The organism is Clostridium amazonense (genome assembly GCF_056431285.1).
Map to the genome: position 1 here is coordinate 23,089 of NZ_JBWKMH010000010.1, position 17,236 is coordinate 40,324.

The following is a 17,236-nucleotide window of genomic DNA, read 5'->3' on the forward strand; positions in this document are numbered from 1 at the left end:
ATTGAAAATATTAAGAATAAATGCCCATATAGCTCAGTAGGTAGAGCGTCACCTTGGTAAGGTGGAGGTCACCGGTTCAATCCCGATTATGGGCTCCAAACTCGTTAAGGATAGCAACACACCAGGATGAGTTTATAGAAGAAATATTATCAATAAAAGATTAAAAGGAGGAATTAGAAATGGCAAAGGAAAAATTTGAAAGAACTAAACCCCACGTTAATATTGGAACAATAGGACACGTAGACCACGGTAAAACAACATTAACAGCTGCAATCACAACAGTACTAGCAAACAAAGGTTATGCAGAAGCGTTTGATTATTCAGCAATAGATAAAGCACCAGAAGAAAAAGAAAGAGGAATCACAATCAATACATCACACGTTGAGTATGAAACAGATACAAGACACTATGCACACGTTGATTGTCCAGGACACGCAGACTATGTTAAGAACATGATAACAGGAGCTGCACAAATGGATGGAGCTATCTTAGTTGTATCAGCAGCAGATGGTCCAATGCCTCAAACAAGAGAGCACATACTACTAGCATCAAGAGTTGGAGTACAATACATAGTAGTATTCTTAAACAAAGCAGATATGGTAGACGATCCAGAATTACTAGAATTAGTAGAAATGGAAGTAAGAGAGTTATTAAGCGAATATGACTTCCCAGGAGATGATATTCCAATAGTAACAGGATCAGCATTAAAAGCATTAGAAAACCCAACAGATGAAGCAGCAACAGAATGTATCATGAACTTAATGGCGGAAATAGATAGCTATATTCCAACACCAGAAAGAGCAACAGATAGACCATTCTTAATGCCTGTAGAGGACGTATTCACAATAACAGGAAGAGGAACAGTTGCAACAGGAAGAGTTGAAACTGGAATTCTAAAAGTTGGAGAAGAAATCGAAATCGTTGGATTAAGCGAAGAGAAAAGAAAAACTGTATGTACAGGAGTAGAGATGTTCAGAAAACTTCTTGATCAAGCAGAAGCTGGAGATAACATCGGAGCATTATTAAGAGGAATACAAAGAACAGACATCGAAAGAGGTCAAGTACTAGCTAAACCAGGTTCAGTACACCCACACAAAAAATTCGTAGGTCAAGTATACGTACTTAAAAAAGAAGAGGGTGGAAGACACACTCCATTCTTCGATGGATACAGACCACAATTCTACTTCAGAACAACTGACGTAACAGGATCAATCAAATTACCAGAAGGAATGGAAATGGTAATGCCAGGAGATCACATCGACATGAACGTTGAATTAATAACTCAAGTAGCAATGGATGAGGGATTAAGATTCGCGATCAGAGAAGGTGGAAGAACAGTAGGTTCAGGAGTTGTTACTTCTATAATAGAGTAATATAACACCAATAATTTCAAGTCAAAAAAAATTGACTTAAGAGTGTATACATGATAATATAATACCTAGGTTTTAAGGAGAAGGGGACGCCCTTCTCCTTAATTAATAAAAAAAATAATTATTAGTATACTAAAAATTAGTAATAAAAACTATTAAATAAAATTTAAAAAAATACTTGTAAATGCAACTTAAATACGATATAATGTAGAAGTTGCAAAGTGGTAACAGCGATGAGGTAAGAGGTTGCCGGACTTCCGGGGAATTCTTCACCGAGCATGCCTGATCATGAATTGGGCGACGGAGTTTTACTGTTCGAGGCATTGTCTAAAAGACGGTGCAACACCCGGTACAGTTTACAGAACATCCGCTGTTGCGCGTAAGAAGTATAGCGTGCGATGAAAAGGAGGGAAAACAATGTCAAAACAAAAAATAAGAATCAGATTAAAAGCATTTGATCACACAATATTAGATCAATCAGCTGAGAGAATAGTTGAAACTGCTAAATCTACAGGAGCTAAAGTAGCTGGTCCAGTACCACTACCAACTGAAAAAGATGTAATAACAGTATTAAGAGCAGTTCACAAATACAAAGATTCTAGAGAACAGTTCGAAATAAGAACACACAAAAGATTAATCGATATATTAAGCCCATCACCAAAAACTGTTGATGCCTTAATGAGATTAGATTTACCAGCAGGTGTAGACATAGAAATAAAACTATAGTAAAAACGTACATATTGTGAAACACTTTATTTGTACGGGTAATAGATAACTATTACTAACTATTATGATCACTATGTGGTCCGCTAATAAGTAGGAGGTGTATTAAATGAAAAAAGCTATAATGGGTAGAAAATTAGGAATGACTCAAATATTTGATGAAAATAGAAAAGTAGTTCCAGTAACAGTTGTAGAAGCTGGTCCATGCGTAGTAATTCAAAAGAAAACAGTAGAAACTGACGGATATGAAGCAGTTAAGGTTGCTTTTGGAGATATAAGAGAAAAATTAGTTAACAAGCCAACAAAAGGTCAATTTGACAAAGCTGGAGTTGCTGTTAAAAGACATATAAAAGAATTTAAATTAGAAGATTCTAACTTAGAAGTTGGAGCTGAAATAAAAGCTGACGTTTTTGCAGCAGGAGACAAAATAGATGTTTCTGGAGTATCTAAAGGAAAAGGATTCCAAGGCGTAATCAAAAGATGGAACTTCCACAGAGGACCAATGAGCCACGGTTCTAAATTCCACAGAGCAGTAGGTTCAATGGGAGCATCATCAGATCCTTCAAGAACATTCAAAAACAAAAAAATGCCTGGACATATGGGTAGTGTTAACACAACAGTATTAAACTTAGAAGTAGTAAGAGTAATACCTGAGAAAAACATAATCTTAATAAAAGGCGGAATACCAGGACCAAACAAAGGTCTTGTAGTAATAAGAGACGCTGTTAAAGCTTAAGGAAAGGAGGATGCAGAATGCCTACAATAAAAGTTTTTAATAAAGAAGGAAAAGAAGTTGGAGATATCCAATTAAATGAAAGTGTATTTGCTGCTGAAATAAGCGCAGAATCAATGCACCAAGTAGTATTAGCTCAATTAGCTAATAAAAGACAAGGAACTCAAAGCGCTAAAACTAGAGCAGAAGTTAGAGGCGGAGGAATCAAACCTTGGAGACAAAAAGGAACTGGTAGAGCAAGACAAGGTTCAATAAGAGCTCCACAATGGATACATGGTGGTATCGTATTTGCACCAAAACCAAGATCTTACAGAGTATCAATTCCAAAAAGCATGAGAAGAACAGCTATGAAATCAGCTTTATCTTCAAAAGTTGCTGAAAATGAAATGATAGTATTAGAAAGTTTAGCATTTGATGCACCAAAAACTAAAGAGATGATCAAAGTTTTAAATGCATTTGAAGCTAAAAAGACTTTAATAGTAGTAGCTGATACTGAAAACAATGTTTACAAATCAGCTAGAAATATACCAGGGGTAGCTGTGTTACCAGTAAACAACATAAATGTTTATGACATATTAAAATATGAAACATTCATGGTAACTAAAGATGCTGTATCTAAGATTGAGGAGGTGTATGCATAATGAAAATGACTAGCCATGATATAATCAGAAAACCTGTTATAACTGAAAAAAGTATGGCAGCAATGGCTGACAGAAAATACACTTTCATCGTTGACATACACGCTAACAAATTCCAAATCAAAAAAGCTATAGAAGAAGTTTTTGCAGGAGTAAAAGTTGACAATGTAGCTACAATAAGAAACTTAGGAAAAACTAAGAGAGTTGGAGTACATGTTGGTAAGAGAGCTGACTTCAAAAAAGCAATAGTTACACTAGCAGAAGATAGTAAGACTATAGAATTCTTTGAAGGAATGTAATTAAAAGCATTTATTGGTATGATACCAGATAAGCGATAAAAAAGGAGGGAAACCTAATGGCAGTTAAGAAATTTAACCCTACCACTCCTTCAAGAAGAAATATGACAATGTCAACATTTGAAGAAATAACTACAAATGTGCCAGAAAAGTCACTTCTTGTAAGCAAAAAGAAAAACGGTGGTAGAAATGCACAAGGTAAAATAACTGTTCGTCACCACGGTGGTGGAGCAAAACAAAAATACAGATTAATCGACTTTAAAAGAAATAAAGATAATATCCCAGCTAAGGTTTTATCAATTGAGTACGATCCAAACAGAACAGCTTATATAGCATTAGTTGTATATGCAGATGGAGAGAAGAGATACATAATCGCTCCAGTTGGATTAAAAGTTGGAGATACAATAGTATCTGGACCAGAAGCGGATATCAAAGTTGGTAACACTTTACCTATAGCTAACATACCAGTTGGTACAGTAATTCACAACATAGAATTACAAATAGGAAAAGGAGCACAATTAGTAAGATCAGCAGGTTCTTCAGCTCAATTAATGGCTAAAGAAGGCGAATATGCTCAAGTAAGACTTCCAAGTGGAGAAGTTAGATACGTAAGAGTTAACTGCAGAGCTACAATTGGAACAGTTTCTAACTTAACTAACGAAATAGTTAAGATAGGTAAAGCTGGTAGAAAAAGACACATGGGAATCAGACCAACAGTAAGAGGATCTGTAATGAACCCTAACGATCACCCACACGGTGGTGGAGAAGGTAAATGTCCAGTAGGACACGCAAATCCAATGACACCATGGGGTAAACCAGCTCTTGGATATAAAACAAGAAAAACTAAAAAATACTCTGATAAGTTTATTGTTAAGAGAAGAAACGGTAAGTAATAGGGAGAGAATATTTTATTCTCTTCTAAGTTACGAGTATGTTATATGAAGGGAGGACTTTATAAATGGGCAGATCTATTAAAAAAGGACCTTATATAAAAGAGTCATTATTAAAGAAAATTGAAGAAATGAACCAAAACGGAGAAAAGAAAGTTGTTAAAACTTGGTCAAGAAGTTCAACAATCTTCCCTCAAATGATAGGCCACACTATCGCGGTTCATGACGGAAGAAAACATGTTCCAGTATATGTTCAAGAAGATATGGTGGGACACAAATTAGGAGAATTCGCTTTAACTAGAACTTTCAAAGGTCATATTGATAAAACAAAATCAAGTAAAGTAAGATAGTTCGAGAAAGGAGGACACAGAAATGGAAGCTAAAGCTATAGCTAAATATGTAAGAATGTCTCCAATGAAAATTGGAATAGTTCTTGATTTAATAAGAGGAAAAAATGTAAATGAAGCTTTTGCTATATTACAATATACTCCAAAAGATGCTGCTGAAGTTGTATACAAAGTTTTAAAATCAGCAGTAGCAAACGCAGAAAACAATTTAAGTTTAGATAGAAATAGACTATATGTTGCTAATGCTCACACTGGTCAAGGTCCAACTTTAAAAAGATTCAGACCACATGCACAAGGAAGAGCATTTAGAATAAACAAGAAAACTAGCCATATAACTCTAGTAGTTAAAGAAAGAGAATAAGAAGGAGGGATATATAGTGGGACAAAAAGTACATCCACACGGCTTAAGAGTTGGTGTAATCAAAGATTGGAACGCTAAATGGTTCGCTGAAGGAACTAAGTTTGCTGACAATTTAGTTGAAGATAATCAAATAAGAGAATATCTTAAGAAAAAACTTTTTACTGCTGGAATTTCTAAAATAGAAATTGAAAGAGCTGCAAAAAGAGTTAAAATAAATATACATACTGCTAAACCAGGTATGGTTATAGGAAAAGGCGGTCAAGGTATAGAAGAATTAAAAAAAGGACTTAAAAACCTTGTTGTAACAAACAATGTGTTAATCAACATCGTTGAAGTTAAGTCACCAGAATGTAACGCTCAATTAATGGCTGAAAACGTAGCTGCTCAACTAGAAAAGAGAATATCTTTCAGAAGAGCTATGAAACAAACAATTCAAAGAGCTATGAAATTAAATGTTAAGGGAGTTAAAACAGCTTGTTCTGGAAGACTAGGTGGAGCTGATATCGCTAGAACAGAGCAATATCATGAAGGAACAATTCCACTACAAACTTTAAGAGCTGATATCGATTATGGATTTGCTGAAGCAGATACAACATACGGAAAAATCGGAGTTAAAGTTTGGGTTTATAAAGGAGAAGTTCTTCCAACAAAAAAAGTAGAGAAGGAAGAAGTTAACGCTTAATAACGTTCAGGAAGGAGGAATATGACATGTTAATGCCTAAAAGAGTTAAACATCGTAAGGTTCAACGTGGTAGAATGAAGGGAAAAGCTACAAGAGGTAACTTCATTGCTTACGGAGATTATGCTTTACAAGCAACTGAATGTGGTTGGATAACAAGCAATCAAATTGAGTCTGCCAGAATAGCTATCAATAGATACGTAAGAAGAGGAGGAAAGGTTTGGATAAAAATCTTCCCTGACAAACCTGTAACTGAGAAACCTGCTGAAACACGTATGGGTTCTGGTAAAGGATCACCAGAGTACTGGGTAGCAGTAGTAAAACCAGGCAGAGTGTTATTTGAAATAGCTGGAGTTTCTGAAGAGGCTGCAAGAGAAGCAATGAGACTTGCATCACACAAATTACCAGTAAAAACTAAATTTGTAACAAGAAAAGATTTTGAGGAAATGGGTGGTGAAATCAATGAAGGCTAATGAATTAAAAGAGTTGAGACAAAGTACTCCTCAAGATTTACAAGTAAAATTAAATGATTTAAAATCTGAATTATTTAACCTTAGATTTCAGTTAGCTACAGGTCAGTTAGAAAACCCAATGAGAATAAAACAGGTTAAAAAATCTATAGCCCAAATTAAAACCATCCTTAGAGAAGAAGAATTAAGGGCGATCGAACAGTAAAACTGAAAGACTGAAAGGAGGTTTATCTTGTGGAAAGAGGATTAAGAAAAACTAGAATAGGAAAAGTTGTTTCTGATAAAATGGATAAGACTATAGTTGTTGCAGTTGAAACAAAAGTAAGACATCCATTATACGGAAAAACAGTTAATAGAACTACTAAATTTAAAGTTCATGATGAAAATAATGACGCAAGAATTAACGATACAGTACAAATAATGGAAACAAGACCATTATCTAAAGATAAAAGATGGAGACTTGTTCAAATTACTGAGAGAGCTAAATAGTTGACTGAAAGGAGGTATTTTTCATGATACAACAACAAACATTATTAAAAGTAGCAGATAACTCTGGTGCTAAAGAGATAATGTGTATAAGAGTACTAGGTGGATCCAAGAGAAAATGGGGAAACATCGGAGATATAATTGTTGCTAGCGTTAAAAGTGCAACACCAGGTGGAGTTGTTAAAAAAGGTGACGTAGTAAAGGCAGTTATTGTTAGATCAGTTAAAGGTTTAAGAAGAGCAGACGGTTCATATATCAGATTTGATGAAAATGCAGCTGTTATAATAAAAGAAGATAAAAATCCAAGAGGAACTCGTATCTTCGGACCTGTTGCTAGGGAGCTAAGAGATAAAGAATTTAACAAAATTTTATCACTAGCACCTGAAGTTCTATAAGATAGGAGGTAGCTGTAATGAAGGTTCACGTTAGAAAGAAAGACACTGTAATGGTTATTTCTGGTAAAGATAAAGGAAAAACTGGAGAGGTTTTAGCGGTTTATCCTAAAACTGGAAAAGTTGTAGTTAAAGACGTTAACGTTGTAACTAAGCACCAAAAACCAAATAGACAAAACATGCAAGGTGGAATAGTTCACGTTGAAGGAGCTATAAATAGTTCAAAAGTTATGCTATACTGCAACAAATGTAAATCTGTTACTAGAATAAGCAATAAAATATTAGAAGATGGCACTAAAGTAAGAGAGTGCAAAAAGTGCGGAGAAACATTTTAGTTTTTGAAAGGAGGGTTTAACTAATGGTTGCAAGACTACAAGAGAAATATAATAATGAAGTAGTTCAAGCTATGATGGAGAAGTTCGGATACAAAAACATCATGGAAGTACCAAAGCTTGAAAAAATAGTAGTAAACATGGGAGTTGGCGAAGCTAAAGACAATTCTAAAGTTTTAGAATCTGCAGTTTCAGATATGGAATTAGTAACTGGACAAAAAGCAGTTTTAACTAGAGCTAAGAACTCAGTTGCTAACTTTAAAATAAGAGAGAACATGCCTATAGGATGCAAAGTTACATTAAGAAGAGAAAAAATGTATGAGTTTGCTGATAAATTAATCAATATTGCTTTACCTAGAGTTAGAGACTTCAGAGGAGTTCCTTCAAAATCTTTTGATGGAAGAGGTAACTATGCTTTAGGAGTAAAAGAGCAATTAATATTCCCTGAAGTAGAATATGATAAAATTGATAAAGTAAGAGGTATGGATATAATATTCGTTACTAGTGCAAAGACAGACGAGGAAGCAAGAGAATTATTAAGATTCCTTGGAATGCCATTTGCTCAATAATAAGGAGGGAATAAGATGGCACGTAAAGCTTTAATAGAAAAATGGAAACAAGAGCCTAAATATTCAACTAGAGCTTATACTAGATGCAGACTATGTGGAAGACCACACTCTGTATTAAAGAAATTTGGTATATGCCGTATCTGTTTCAGAGAACTTGCATATAAAGGAGAAATTCCTGGATGTAAGAAGGCAAGTTGGTAATATAACACAGTATATGAAAGGAGGCAAATTACATGGTTATGACTGACCCTATCGCAGATTTGCTAACACGTATTAGAAATGCAAATGTTGTTAGACATGAAATATTAGAAGTTCCTTCTTCAAACATAAAGAAGGCAATCGCAAACATAATGCTTCAAGAAGGATATCTTAAAAATATAGAAGAATATCAAGATGGTTCTGTAAAAATGTTAAGACTTACAATGAAATATGGTCAAAACAAAGAAAGAGTAATAACAGGACTTAAGAGAATATCTAAACCTGGTTTAAGAGTTTATTCTAAACAAGAGGATATTCCAAAGGTATTAAATGGATTAGGTGTAGCAATAATATCTACATCAAAAGGAATATTAACAGACAAAGAAGCAAGAAAACAAGGATTAGGTGGAGAAGTAATCTGCTATATCTGGTAGTTTAAGAACAGGAGGTGCAAGTATGTCAAGAGTAGGAAGACTTCCAATAGCTATACCTGCTGGTGTAACAGTTACTGTATCACCAGAGAACGTTGTTGTTGTTAAAGGACCTAAGGGAGAATTAACAAAAGCAGTGTGTAAAGATATGAACATAGCTATCGAAGAAAATTCAATCGTTGTTACAAGACCAAGCGATGTAAAAGAACATAGAGCTCTTCATGGATTAACAAGAGCATTAATAAATAATATGGTAGTAGGAGTAACAGAAGGTTACACTAAAACTCTACAATTAGTTGGTGTTGGATACAGAGCAACATTAAAAGGAAACAAATTAAATCTTAACCTTGGATTCTCACATCCAGTTGAAGTTGAAGCATTAGAAGGAGTAACTTTTGAAACTCCAGATGCTAACACAATCAACGTTAAAGGTATTGATAAAGAAAAAGTTGGAGCAGTTGCCGCTGATATAAGATCATGGAGAAAACCTGAACCTTACAAAGGAAAAGGTATTAAATATGTTGGTGAAGTTATCAGACGTAAGGAAGGTAAAACTGGTAAATAACATAAACTAGGAAGGAGTGAATACAATGTTCAAAAAAGTTGACAGAAAGCTATCAAGAGAAGCTCGTCACTTAAGAGTTCGTAAGAAAATATCTGGAACAACTGAAAGACCAAGATTAGCGGTTTACAGAAGTTCTAAGAACATATACGCTCAAATAATAGACGACGTAACTGGCAGAACTTTAGTTTCAGCTTCAAGCTTAGATAAAGATTTTGCTTTAAAAGTTGGAAGTAATAAAGAATCTGCTAAAGCAGTTGGAGAAATTGTAGCTAAAAGAGCTTTAGAAAAAGGAATAAAAGAAGTTGTATTTGATAGAGGCGGATACGTATATCACGGAAGAATACAAGTTCTTGCAGAAGGCGCTAGAGAAGCAGGTCTTCAATTCTAATTTAATAAAGAAGGAGGGAAATTCATGAAAATAGATCCTAGCACACTAGATCTTAAAGAAAAAGTTGTTAATATAAACAGAGTTGCTAAGGTTGTTAAAGGTGGAAGAAATTTCAGATTCAGTGCTCTTGTAGTAGTTGGAGATGAGAACGGACACATCGGAGTTGGTACTGGAAAATCAATAGAGATACCAGAAGCAATAAGAAAAGGCATTGAAGATGCTAAAAAACACCTTGTTAAAGTTGAATTAGATGGAACTACAGTTCCTCACACTATAGATGGAAAATTTGGCACTGGATTAGTGCACATAATGCCAGCAGCTGAAGGTACAGGAGTTATCGCTGGAGGTCCAGCAAGAGCCGTGCTTGAGCTTGCAGGATTAAAAGATGTTAGAGCCAAATCTTTAGGATCAAACAACCCAAGAAATATGATAAATGCTACTATCAACGGATTAGCTAACTTAAGAACAGCAGAACAAGTTGCGAAGTTAAGAGGCAAAACTGTTGAGGAAATTTTAGGATAGGAGGGATAACCTTGGCTAAAATTAAGATAACATTAACAAAAAGCTTAATAGGAAGAAAAAAAGAGCACATAGCTACTGTTAATGCATTAGGATTAAAGAAAATCGGAAAAACTGTTGAGCACGAGGAAACTCCTCAAATAAAAGGTATGGTAAACAAAGTAAGTTACCTACTAAAAGTTGAAGAAGCTTAATAACAAGGAGGTGTAAACTATGAAACTTCATGAGTTAAGACCTGCAGCAGGAGCTAAAAAATCTTCTAAAAAAAGAGTAGGAAGAGGAACAGGTTCAGGCTGGGGTAAAACAGCTGCAAGAGGACAAAACGGACAAAACTCAAGATCAGGTGGTGGAGTAAGACCAGGATTTGAGGGAGGACAAATGCCTCTATACAGAAGATTACCAAAAAGAGGATTTACAAACATATTTGCTAAGGAGTATGCTTGCATAAATGTTGATAGATTAAATATCTTCGAAAATGGTACAGAAGTAACACCAGAAGTATTAGTTGAAAAAGGAATAGTTAAAAAACTATACGATGGTGTAAAAATATTAGGAAATGGTAGCTTAGAAAAGAGCTTAACAATAAAAGCACACAAAGTTTCTAAAGCTGCAGCAGAAAAAATAGAAGCCGCTGGAGGAAAAGTTGAGGTGATATAGATGTTATCAACCCTACGAAATGCTTGGAAAGTTCCAGAACTTAGAAAGAGAATGCTGTTTACTATATTCATAGTAATAGTATTTAGAATGGGTATATATATACCAGTTCCAGGAGTAGATGCTTCTAAAATAGCAAGCCTTACTGATACTGGAAATCTACTTACTTTCTATGATATGTTGTCAGGTGGTGCATTAAGTCAATTTAGTATATTTGCTTCTGGTGTAACACCTTACATAAATGCATCTATAATAATTCAGCTTCTTACTATAGCAATTCCGCAATTAGAACAACTTTCTAAGGAAGGCCAAGAAGGAAGACAAAAGATACAGAATTACACAAGATTATTGGCTGTTGCATTTGCAGTGCTACAAGGATTTGCCATGTATGCTTTAATAAGTGGAAATTTAACTAGTACTGGATCTAAGGAATTATTTATAATAATTCTAACCACAACAGCAGGAACAACTTTATTAGTTTGGCTTGGAGAACAAATACAAGTTCACGGAATTGGAAATGGTGTATCAATTATAATATTTGTAAATATTATTTCAACATTTCCGACGACTGCATATAAGATTGCTGGATTAAAGAAGGCAGGAGAAGTTAGTTTAGTAGAGGTTATAATATTTGTAGTAATAGCTTTAGCTTTATTATTAGCAGTTATAGTAATAACTTTAGCGGAACGTAGAATACCTGTTCAATATGCAGGAAAAGCTGTTGGAAATAAGGTGTTTAAAGGACAATCAACACATATTCCATTCAGTTTAAATACAGCAGGAGTTATGGCAATAATTTTTGCTATGTCAGTGATGCAATTCCCTGCAACAATAGCAAAAATTTGGCCACAGTCTGCATTCGCAGATTTTGTAACAAAGAGTCCTTGGAGTATATTCAAAAGCGGGACTGTTAGATACATGATTGCGTACGCTATTTTGATACTATTCTTCTCATGGTTCTATACCATAGTTACATTTAAACCTGATGAAATGGCAGAGAATATGCACAAATCAGCAGGATTTATTCCAGGTATAAGACCAGGAAAACCAACTGAGGTTTTCTTAGAGAAAGTTTTGACTAGAATATCTATGCTTGGTGGAGGATTTGTAACTATCATAGCTCTATTCCCAATAGTATTAGAGGGATATACTAAATTTAAAGGAATGTCTGTACAAGGCACGACTTTATTAATTATAGTTGGTGTAGCATTAGACACTATGAAACAATTAGAGTCTCAACTAACTATAAGACATTACCAAGGATTTCTTAAATAGATAAGAAATTTAAATTTGGAGTTGATGCTAGTGAAAATCATCTTATTAGGTCCTCCGGGAGCCGGAAAAGGAACACAAGCGAAATCAATGAGTAACCAATACTCCATACCACATATATCAACAGGAGATATATTTAGAAAGAATATTTCTGAAAAAACTCCTTTAGGAATCGAAGCTAAGAGTTATATTGACAAGGGATTATTAGTTCCTGACAAATTAACCATAGATATAGTACAAGATAGATTACAACAAGAGGACTGTAAAAATGGTTTCTTACTTGATGGTTATCCTAGAACTGTAAGTCAAGCAGAAGCACTAAAAGAATTTTTGAATTCAAAAGGTGAAAAACTTGACACAGCACTATTAATAGATGTTCCAAAAGACTTTATAATTGATAGAATGACAGGAAGAAGAGTTTGTCCAAATTGCGGAGCAAGTTATCATATAAAATTCAATCCAACAAAGGTTGAAGGAAAATGTGACACTTGTGGCTCAGAGGTTATACAAAGAGCTGACGACAATGAATCAACTGTTAAAGATCGTTTAGCAGTATATGAGGCTCAAACTCAACCTCTTATAGATTACTATAAAGAGCAAAGTCTTTTATCAGTAGTTGATGGAACGCAAGCTATTGATGATGTTTTTAAGAATATCAATGGTATCTTAGGAGCGATAAATAGTGATAATAATTAAAAGTGATATGGAAATTGAATTTATGAAAAGTGCGGGCAAGGTAGTTGCTGATACACTTGCAATGATTGAAGCGGTAATAAAGCCAGGAATAACAACTGCAGAAATAGATAAATTAGCTGAAGAGTTTATATTAAAACAGGGTGCAACACCTTCCTTTAAAGGTTACGGTGGATTTCCGGCTTCAATATGCGCATCAATAAATGATGAAGTTATTCATGGAATACCTAGAAATAGAGTATTAAATGAAGGTGACATCATCAGCATAGATTGTGGAGCAATTCTAAATGGATTTCACGGCGATGCTGCTAGAACATTTCCAGTAGGAAATGTATCTAAAGAAGCAGAGCAATTAATTGCAGTTACTAAAGAAAGTTTTTTTCAAGGTGTTGAAAAAGCTTTGGTAGGAAATAGATTAACAGATATTTCTGCTGCGATACAAAAGTATGCAGAAGAATCTGGATATTCTGTGGTTAGGGATTTTGTAGGTCATGGTATTGGTAGATCAATGCATGAAGATCCGCAGGTTCCTAATTACGGTACTGCTGGAAGAGGTCCTAAATTAAATCATGGAATGGTTATAGCAATCGAACCTATGATAAATATTGGTACACATAATGTTAAAGTAAAATCGGACGGTTGGACAGTAGTTACTCGTGATGGAAAATTATCTGCTCACTATGAAAATACTGTTGCAATTTTAGATAATGGTCCTGAAATACTAACTTTAAGCTAATGAGGTGAAATGTGTGGATGATAATAACCTTTTAGGTAAGGTAGTACATTCGAAATCAGGTAGAGACCGTGATAGAGACTTCATAATAATAGGTATAATAAATGCTGATTATGTCTATATTTCAGATGGGGACTTAAGAAAAATTGAGAATCCAAAGAAAAAGAAAATTAAACATTTAATTTTAAAGGATGTAATAGCAGAGGATATCAAAGAATTAATTATGAACGGAAAATGTGTAAGTAATTCTAAGATTAGAAAGTTTTTGCAAGTTGAGGAGGTTTGATTACCTTATGTCAAAAGATGATATAATTGAAATGCAAGGTGTTGTTTTAGAAGCACTGCCAAATGCAATGTTTGAAGTAGAACTTGAGAGTGGACATAAAATATTAGCTCATATCTCAGGTAAGTTAAGAATGAATTTTATTAGAATATTACCAGGCGATAAGGTTACAGTAGAGCTTTCTCCATATGATTTGACGCGTGGGAGAATAACTTGGAGAGATAAGTAATAAGGAGGGTTAGCTATGAAAGTAAGACCATCAGTTAAACCTATATGCGAAAAATGTAAAGTTATAAAAAGAAAAGGAAGAGTAATGGTTATCTGTGAAAATCCTAAACATAAACAAAAACAAGGTTAATGATAGATCAATAAAATATAATCAGGAGGTGTAGATCGTAGATGGCAAGAATAGCAGGTGTTGACCTACCAAGAGAAAAAAGAGTTGAGATAGGTCTAACTTATATATACGGTATAGGACTACCAAAGTCACATGAAATACTAGAAGCTACAGGCGTAAATCCAGATACAAGAATTAAAGATTTAACTGAAGAAGAAGTTAACGCTTTAAGAGAATATATAAAAAACATGTTAGTTGAAGGTGACTTAAGAAGAAAAGTTGCTCTTGACATAAAGAGACTAATGGAAGTTGGATGCTATAGAGGTATCAGACATAGAAGAGGTCTTCCAGTAAGAGGACAAAAAACTAAAACTAATGCTAGAACTAGAAAAGGTCCTAAAAAGACAATAGCTGGTAAGAAGAAATAGTAAGGAGGGAATATAATGGCTCAAAAGAAACTTAAAAGAAGTAGAAGAAGAAAAGAAAGAAAAAATGTTGAGCACGGTGCTGCACATATAAAATCTACTTTCAACAATTCCATCGTTACACTTACTGATGCAGCTGGTAACGCATTATCATGGGCAAGTGCTGGTGGATTAGGATTTAGAGGATCAAGAAAAAGCACACCATTTGCAGCTCAAATGGCAGCAGAAACTGCAGCTAAAGCAGCAATGGAACACGGTTTAAAAAGTGTTGAAGTTTACGTTAAAGGACCAGGAGCAGGTAGAGAAGCTGCTATAAGATCTTTACAAGCTGCTGGATTAGAAGTTACTTTAATTAAAGATGTAACTCCAATTCCACATAACGGATGTAGACCACCAAAAAGAAGAAGAGTTTAGTAAACAGGAGGTGTAATTAATGGCTAGATATACTGGAGCTACTTGCAAACTTTGCAGAAGAGAAGGTTTAAAGCTTAACCTAAAAGGTGACAGATGCTTCACTGAAAAATGTGCATTCGCTAGAAGAAGCTATGCACCAGGACAACACGGTCAAGCTAGAAAGAAAGTTTCAAACTACGGATTACAATTAAGAGAAAAACAAAAAGCTAGAAGAATATACGGAGTTCTTGAGAACCAATTTAGAAGATACTACGATAAAGCTGAAAAACAAAGAGGAATAACAGGTGAAAACTTATTAAGACTTCTTGAATTAAGACTTGATAACGTAGTATATAGATTAGGATATGGTGCTTCTAGAGCAGAAGCTAGACAATTAGTTAACCACGGACATTTCTTAGTTAACGGAAAGAAAGTTGACATTGCATCATACAATGTTTCATTAAATGACGTAATATCAGTTTCTGAAAAAAGCAGAGCTACTGAGAAATTTAAAGTGTTTAACGAAAATCCAAAAACTTTACCAGCTTGGTTAGAAGCTAACTTAGACGCATTTGAAGGAAAAGTTGTTTCTTTACCAACAAGAGAAGATATAGACGTTCCTGTTAACGAAACATTAATCGTTGAGTTATACAGCAAATAGTCAATAATTAAAAGAATCAGTTGCCCTCAAAATAGAACGCCCATTTTTAATAAGAAGGAGGGTTATATAATATGTTAGAAATAGAAAAGCCAAAAATAGAATGTGTAGAAACTGCTGAGAATGGTACATATGGTAAATTTGTCATTGAACCATTAGAAAGAGGTTATGGAATAACTTTAGGTAATGCCTTAAGAAGAATTCTTCTTTCCTCATTACCTGGGGTTGCTGCAAATTCAATTAAAATAGATGGTGTACTTCATGAATTCTCAACTATAAAGGGAGTTAAAGAAGACGTATCTGAGTTAATCTTAAACATAAAAGGATTAGCACTAAAGATGACAGGTGAAGGATCTAAAACAGTTTATATAGATGCTGTTGGACCAGGAGAGGTTACAGGAGCAGATATAAAAACTGATGGAGACGTAGAAGTTATTAACAAAGACATTCATATAGCTACTTTAGATGATGATGGTAAGCTATTTATGGAGCTTAATGTTAGCAAAGGTAGAGGTTATGTTTCTCAAAACAAGAACAAAACTGAAGATAAACCAATAGCTACTATACCTGTAGATTCGATCTATACTCCTGTTAAAAGAGTAAACTTTACAGTTGAAAATACAAGAGTAGGCCAAATAACAGATTATGATAAACTAACAATTGAAATTTGGACTAATGGAACAATTAGACCAGATGAAGCAATAGGTTTATCTGCAAAAATTCTTATAGAACACTTTAAACTATTTATGACATTAACAGATCATGCTGATAATGTTGAAATAATGGTTGAAAAGGAAGAAGATAAGAAAGAAAAAGTTTTAGAAATGACTATAGAAGAACTAGATCTATCTGTTAGAAGCTTTAACTGTTTAAAGAGAGCAGGTATAAATACTGTTCAAGAATTAACAGAAAGATCAATGGATGATATGATGAAGGTTAGAAATTTAGGTAAAAAATCTCTTGAAGAGGTTGAACAAAAATTAGAAGCCTTAGATTTATCATTTAAACCAAGTGAAGAGTAAGGAGGTATAGACATGGCACAACAACGTAAGTTAGGACGTCCAACAGATCAAAGAATGGCAATGCTTAGAAATCTTGTTACTAGTTTCTTAAAGCACGGAAAAATAGAAACTACAGAAACAAGAGCAAAAGAAACTAAGAGACTAGCTGAAAAAATGATAACTCTTGCTAAAAGAGGAGATTTACATGCTAGAAGACAAGTGCTTGCATTTGTAACTGAAGAGGATGTTGTTAAAGATTTATTTGATAATATAGCTCCAAAGTATGCTGAGAGAAACGGTGGATATACTAGAATCATGAAAGTAGGTCCAAGAAGAGGCGACGGAGCAGAAGTAGTTATATTAGAATTAGTATAATATATTCCAGGGGATTAAGTATGCC

At 34.3% G+C, this 17,236-nt stretch carries 33 protein-coding genes and 1 tRNA gene; all 34 read left to right on the plus strand.

All coding sequences use genetic code 11. From position 1 onward, the window contains the following. Positions 1-22 precede the first annotated feature (22 nt). Positions 23-98, plus strand: a tRNA-Thr gene (locus AC07E4_RS04475). A gap of 81 nt (positions 99-179) precedes the next feature. Continuing rightward, a complete protein-coding gene (gene tuf, locus AC07E4_RS04480) occupies positions 180-1,373 on the plus strand; it encodes an elongation factor Tu (protein ID WP_478215819.1) in 1,194 nt (397 codons plus the stop codon). A 414-nt stretch (positions 1,374-1,787) separates the two neighbouring features. Then, the gene (rpsJ, locus tag AC07E4_RS04485) at positions 1,788-2,096 is read left to right on the plus strand and encodes a 30S ribosomal protein S10 (RefSeq protein ID WP_040327509.1); all 309 of its coding nucleotides are present in this window, start codon (positions 1,788-1,790) and stop codon (positions 2,094-2,096) included. Positions 2,097-2,202: 106 nt separating this feature from the next. Then, complete coding sequence (rplC, locus tag AC07E4_RS04490; protein ID WP_040327510.1) at positions 2,203-2,829, plus strand: 50S ribosomal protein L3; 627 nt, start codon at positions 2,203-2,205, stop codon at positions 2,827-2,829. Between the two features lie 17 nt (positions 2,830-2,846). Continuing rightward, positions 2,847-3,467: a 50S ribosomal protein L4 gene (gene rplD, locus AC07E4_RS04495; RefSeq protein ID WP_040327511.1), complete on the plus strand. Its 621-nt coding sequence runs from the start codon at positions 2,847-2,849 to the stop codon at positions 3,465-3,467. Further along, positions 3,467-3,763, plus strand: a complete 297-nt coding sequence (gene rplW, locus AC07E4_RS04500) for a 50S ribosomal protein L23 (protein WP_040327512.1) — start codon at positions 3,467-3,469, stop codon at positions 3,761-3,763. Before rplD ends, rplW begins: the two co-directional genes overlap by 1 nt. 56 nt (positions 3,764-3,819) lie before the next feature. Further along, positions 3,820-4,653, plus strand: a complete 834-nt coding sequence (rplB, locus tag AC07E4_RS04505; RefSeq protein WP_040327513.1) for a 50S ribosomal protein L2 — start codon at positions 3,820-3,822, stop codon at positions 4,651-4,653. Between the two features lie 65 nt (positions 4,654-4,718). Next, positions 4,719-5,000, plus strand: coding sequence for a 30S ribosomal protein S19 (gene rpsS, locus AC07E4_RS04510; RefSeq protein ID WP_040327514.1), 282 nt, complete (start codon positions 4,719-4,721; stop codon positions 4,998-5,000). A 22-nt stretch (positions 5,001-5,022) separates the two neighbouring features. Then, a complete protein-coding gene (gene rplV / locus AC07E4_RS04515; protein ID WP_040327515.1) occupies positions 5,023-5,358 on the plus strand; it encodes a 50S ribosomal protein L22 in 336 nt (111 codons plus the stop codon). Between the two features lie 16 nt (positions 5,359-5,374). Beyond that, positions 5,375-6,040, plus strand: coding sequence for a 30S ribosomal protein S3 (gene rpsC, locus AC07E4_RS04520; RefSeq protein WP_040327516.1), 666 nt, complete (start codon positions 5,375-5,377; stop codon positions 6,038-6,040). A gap of 26 nt (positions 6,041-6,066) precedes the next feature. Beyond that, positions 6,067-6,510, plus strand: coding sequence for a 50S ribosomal protein L16 (gene rplP, locus AC07E4_RS04525; RefSeq protein ID WP_040327517.1), 444 nt, complete (start codon positions 6,067-6,069; stop codon positions 6,508-6,510). Next, entirely contained in the window at positions 6,500-6,712 is a 213-nt protein-coding gene (gene rpmC, locus AC07E4_RS04530) for a 50S ribosomal protein L29 (RefSeq protein WP_040327518.1), read from the plus strand. Before rplP ends, rpmC begins: the two co-directional genes overlap by 11 nt. Before the next feature lie 29 nt (positions 6,713-6,741). Then, positions 6,742-6,996, plus strand: a complete 255-nt coding sequence (gene rpsQ / locus AC07E4_RS04535) for a 30S ribosomal protein S17 (protein WP_040327519.1) — start codon at positions 6,742-6,744, stop codon at positions 6,994-6,996. Between the two features lie 23 nt (positions 6,997-7,019). Then, on the plus strand, positions 7,020-7,388 hold the full coding sequence (gene rplN, locus AC07E4_RS04540) for a 50S ribosomal protein L14 (RefSeq protein ID WP_040327520.1): 369 nt from the start codon (positions 7,020-7,022) through the stop codon (positions 7,386-7,388). A gap of 17 nt (positions 7,389-7,405) precedes the next feature. Next, positions 7,406-7,720 carry a 50S ribosomal protein L24 gene (gene rplX, locus AC07E4_RS04545; RefSeq protein ID WP_040327521.1) on the plus strand — a complete coding sequence of 105 codons (315 nt, stop codon included), beginning with the start codon at positions 7,406-7,408 and terminating at the stop codon, positions 7,718-7,720. Between the two features lie 23 nt (positions 7,721-7,743). Continuing rightward, positions 7,744-8,286, plus strand: coding sequence for a 50S ribosomal protein L5 (rplE, locus tag AC07E4_RS04550; protein WP_040327522.1), 543 nt, complete (start codon positions 7,744-7,746; stop codon positions 8,284-8,286). Positions 8,287-8,301: 15 nt separating this feature from the next. Next, positions 8,302-8,487 carry a type Z 30S ribosomal protein S14 gene (locus tag AC07E4_RS04555; protein ID WP_040327523.1) on the plus strand — a complete coding sequence of 62 codons (186 nt, stop codon included), beginning with the start codon at positions 8,302-8,304 and terminating at the stop codon, positions 8,485-8,487. Positions 8,488-8,519: 32 nt separating this feature from the next. Further along, positions 8,520-8,918 carry a 30S ribosomal protein S8 gene (gene rpsH, locus AC07E4_RS04560; RefSeq protein WP_040327524.1) on the plus strand — a complete coding sequence of 133 codons (399 nt, stop codon included), beginning with the start codon at positions 8,520-8,522 and terminating at the stop codon, positions 8,916-8,918. Between the two features lie 22 nt (positions 8,919-8,940). Further along, the gene (gene rplF / locus AC07E4_RS04565; RefSeq protein WP_478215820.1) at positions 8,941-9,480 is read left to right on the plus strand and encodes a 50S ribosomal protein L6; all 540 of its coding nucleotides are present in this window, start codon (positions 8,941-8,943) and stop codon (positions 9,478-9,480) included. 25 nt (positions 9,481-9,505) lie between these two features. Further along, positions 9,506-9,868 carry a 50S ribosomal protein L18 gene (gene rplR, locus AC07E4_RS04570; protein WP_478215821.1) on the plus strand — a complete coding sequence of 121 codons (363 nt, stop codon included), beginning with the start codon at positions 9,506-9,508 and terminating at the stop codon, positions 9,866-9,868. A 24-nt stretch (positions 9,869-9,892) separates the two neighbouring features. After that, positions 9,893-10,390 carry a 30S ribosomal protein S5 gene (gene rpsE, locus AC07E4_RS04575; protein WP_478215822.1) on the plus strand — a complete coding sequence of 166 codons (498 nt, stop codon included), beginning with the start codon at positions 9,893-9,895 and terminating at the stop codon, positions 10,388-10,390. Positions 10,391-10,401: 11 nt separating this feature from the next. Then, complete coding sequence (gene rpmD, locus AC07E4_RS04580) at positions 10,402-10,581, plus strand: 50S ribosomal protein L30 (RefSeq protein WP_040327528.1); 180 nt, start codon at positions 10,402-10,404, stop codon at positions 10,579-10,581. Positions 10,582-10,600: 19 nt separating this feature from the next. Continuing rightward, entirely contained in the window at positions 10,601-11,044 is a 444-nt protein-coding gene (gene rplO, locus AC07E4_RS04585; protein WP_040327529.1) for a 50S ribosomal protein L15, read from the plus strand. Then, positions 11,045-12,316 carry a preprotein translocase subunit SecY gene (gene secY, locus AC07E4_RS04590; RefSeq protein WP_040327530.1) on the plus strand — a complete coding sequence of 424 codons (1,272 nt, stop codon included), beginning with the start codon at positions 11,045-11,047 and terminating at the stop codon, positions 12,314-12,316. Positions 12,317-12,346: 30 nt separating this feature from the next. Further along, the gene (locus AC07E4_RS04595; RefSeq protein WP_040327531.1) at positions 12,347-13,009 is read left to right on the plus strand and encodes an adenylate kinase; all 663 of its coding nucleotides are present in this window, start codon (positions 12,347-12,349) and stop codon (positions 13,007-13,009) included. Next, entirely contained in the window at positions 12,996-13,742 is a 747-nt protein-coding gene (map, locus tag AC07E4_RS04600; protein WP_040327532.1) for a type I methionyl aminopeptidase, read from the plus strand. The genes AC07E4_RS04595 and map overlap by 14 nt, the downstream gene beginning before the upstream one ends. 13 nt (positions 13,743-13,755) lie before the next feature. Continuing rightward, positions 13,756-14,025: a KOW domain-containing protein gene (locus AC07E4_RS04605; RefSeq protein ID WP_040327534.1), complete on the plus strand. Its 270-nt coding sequence runs from the start codon at positions 13,756-13,758 to the stop codon at positions 14,023-14,025. Positions 14,026-14,032: 7 nt separating this feature from the next. Then, complete coding sequence (infA, locus tag AC07E4_RS04610) at positions 14,033-14,251, plus strand: translation initiation factor IF-1 (protein WP_040327535.1); 219 nt, start codon at positions 14,033-14,035, stop codon at positions 14,249-14,251. Positions 14,252-14,266: 15 nt separating this feature from the next. Continuing rightward, positions 14,267-14,380 (plus strand): 50S ribosomal protein L36, encoded by a 114-nt coding sequence (gene rpmJ / locus AC07E4_RS04615; RefSeq protein WP_003373491.1) that lies wholly within the window; start codon positions 14,267-14,269, stop codon positions 14,378-14,380. A gap of 41 nt (positions 14,381-14,421) precedes the next feature. Then, entirely contained in the window at positions 14,422-14,787 is a 366-nt protein-coding gene (rpsM, locus tag AC07E4_RS04620) for a 30S ribosomal protein S13 (protein WP_040327541.1), read from the plus strand. Positions 14,788-14,802: 15 nt separating this feature from the next. Next, positions 14,803-15,198, plus strand: a complete 396-nt coding sequence (gene rpsK / locus AC07E4_RS04625) for a 30S ribosomal protein S11 (RefSeq protein WP_040327543.1) — start codon at positions 14,803-14,805, stop codon at positions 15,196-15,198. A gap of 19 nt (positions 15,199-15,217) precedes the next feature. Beyond that, positions 15,218-15,838 (plus strand): 30S ribosomal protein S4, encoded by a 621-nt coding sequence (gene rpsD, locus AC07E4_RS04630; protein ID WP_040327545.1) that lies wholly within the window; start codon positions 15,218-15,220, stop codon positions 15,836-15,838. 71 nt (positions 15,839-15,909) lie between these two features. Beyond that, on the plus strand, positions 15,910-16,857 hold the full coding sequence (locus AC07E4_RS04635) for a DNA-directed RNA polymerase subunit alpha (RefSeq protein ID WP_040327546.1): 948 nt from the start codon (positions 15,910-15,912) through the stop codon (positions 16,855-16,857). Positions 16,858-16,869: 12 nt separating this feature from the next. Then, positions 16,870-17,211 (plus strand): 50S ribosomal protein L17, encoded by a 342-nt coding sequence (rplQ, locus tag AC07E4_RS04640; protein WP_040327548.1) that lies wholly within the window; start codon positions 16,870-16,872, stop codon positions 17,209-17,211. Positions 17,212-17,236: the final 25 nt, after the last annotated feature.